Below are 1,790 nucleotides of genomic sequence, written 5' to 3' on the forward strand. Positions count from 1 at the left end.
GGCCGAAGCTCGGCGCGTTCGCCGCATGGCCCAGTAGTCTCTCTAGCACCACAACTTCTATTTGATAACGGCCTGTTCTGGGATTGTCCTCAACGACTGGCTAACTTGTTCTTGCAATTTACGCTGCATAATCTTTTGATGAGAAGGCGAAAGAATGAATGAAGTTGCGATCATCACAATCGACGGATCGAAGGTCAGTCACAAGAAATAAAAGACAATGAAATATGAAAACAACCAAACCGTAACCATTCAAAACTGTAGTGTTTGCTGTTATACTACTTAATAATAAGGGCAGTTGCAGGCGAAACCCATATCAAATTGCTGTTGACACTTTTTTGTGTGGGAAGGTTTTTATGCGAATTAATATATTACAGCACACACCTAATGAAGGGCCTGGTTCGATTTTAGATTGGGCACAGGCGCACGGTCATCAGACGTTTATTTATCACCCGTATCAGTTTGGTTATTTGCCAACTGCTGATGAAACCGATATGTTGGTTATCTTAGGCGGCCCGATGAGTCCTAATGATGATCTATCCTGGATCAAACAGGAACGGCAATTAATTCAAGAACTCTTGGATAAGCACGTACCACTATTTGGTGCGTGCTATGGTGCCCAGCAAATCACTAAAACATTAGGGTATCCAGTTTCCAAGGCGCCCGCTAAAGAAGTTGGCTGGGCACCGGTTTATCGCAAGAGTACCGTAATCCCAGACTTACCGGAAAAACTATTAGCTTTACATTGGCATGAAGAAATGTTTGAGATTCCTCGAGAAGCAGACTTATTATTTTCCAGTGATGCCGTAAGAAACCAAGGCTTTGTGATGAATCACCGGATTGTTGGGTTACAGTTCCATTTTGAACCTCAGGCGGATAATGTTAGGGAAATGGTTGTTAACGACTTTCCTTACATTAAGAACTCAGTATTGGGTCAAACGACCGATGATATTCTAAAAACGCCTGTTCCAAAAGAAAACCAGCAAACAATGTTTAAAATCTTAGATTATATTACTGAAGATTAATCAAAAGGGACTATTAGTCGTTTAAATTAATAGTCCTTTTACTGTAAAATAGGGAGGGATTAAATTGCAAAATTATATCTTTGATTTTGACGGGACTCTAGCAAATTCTGGCAAAACGGGCGTTTTAGCCACTCAGGCGGCATTTAGAGAACTTACTCTACCAGTCCCTCAAGCTAATTTACTTAGTGGCTGTTCAACTAGGCCACCATATTCTCAATGCTAGTAGTAAATTTGTACCGGAAACGATAGGTTTGCCCTTCGTTCGTGGTTAAAATTAAAATTGGTATAGCAAACACTCTCAAGAATGTCAGCGCATTGCTTAATACCATTGCCTGATCGATTTTAACGGCCAATGACTCAGCTGTTCGGGTATTGACTAAGTCCAAGCCTACTGACCCTTTGAGAAAGGCGAATCGGCGTTCAATGGCCCCGCGTCGATTCTCTGCGTCCGTATCCTGGCGGCGTTTCTTGGCATCAATGTGTTTGGGCTTTGCGCCAAGTTTAGGTCCGCACAGGGTGATGCCTAGGTCCTTACACAACTTTCGATTGTCGCGGTTGCGATAAAGCGTGTCTGCCAACACCTCATCTGGGTAATGGCCATGCAAGTCGAAGTAATGATCCAAGGTCGCTTCAAAGTCTTTACTCTCCCTCAATTTTCAAGTCAAGTGCAACGATGATAACGAATTCTTGATAGTGGTCTAGGCTGTTACGCCATGCATCGGTAGTAATCGCATGGGCGAAGATAGTTCAGAATACGTCTGGGACGAT

General features: G+C 42.9%; 1 protein-coding gene and 2 pseudogenes. 2 read left to right on the top strand and 1 reads right to left on the bottom strand.

All coding sequences use genetic code 11. The features are described 5' to 3' along the window. The first annotated feature begins 353 nt into the window (after positions 1-353). Positions 354-1,022, top strand: a complete 669-nt coding sequence (locus tag LE416_RS13025; RefSeq protein ID WP_225049396.1) for a type 1 glutamine amidotransferase — start codon at positions 354-356, stop codon at positions 1,020-1,022. Positions 1,023-1,086: 64 nt separating this feature from the next. Beyond that, positions 1,087-1,191 (top strand): annotated as a pseudogene (locus LE416_RS13240) (HAD family hydrolase); the annotation flags it as partial. A gap of 28 nt (positions 1,192-1,219) precedes the next feature. On the opposite strand, the pseudogene LE416_RS13030 reads toward LE416_RS13240, so the two are convergent. Then, positions 1,220-1,669 (bottom strand): annotated as a pseudogene (locus tag LE416_RS13030) (transposase); the annotation flags it as partial. Between the last annotated feature and the right edge of the window lie 121 nt (positions 1,670-1,790).

Origin of the sequence: Lacticaseibacillus kribbianus, from assembly GCF_020180945.1 — a bacterium.
Taxonomy (GTDB): Bacteria; Bacillota; Bacilli; order Lactobacillales; family Lactobacillaceae; genus Lacticaseibacillus; species Lacticaseibacillus kribbianus.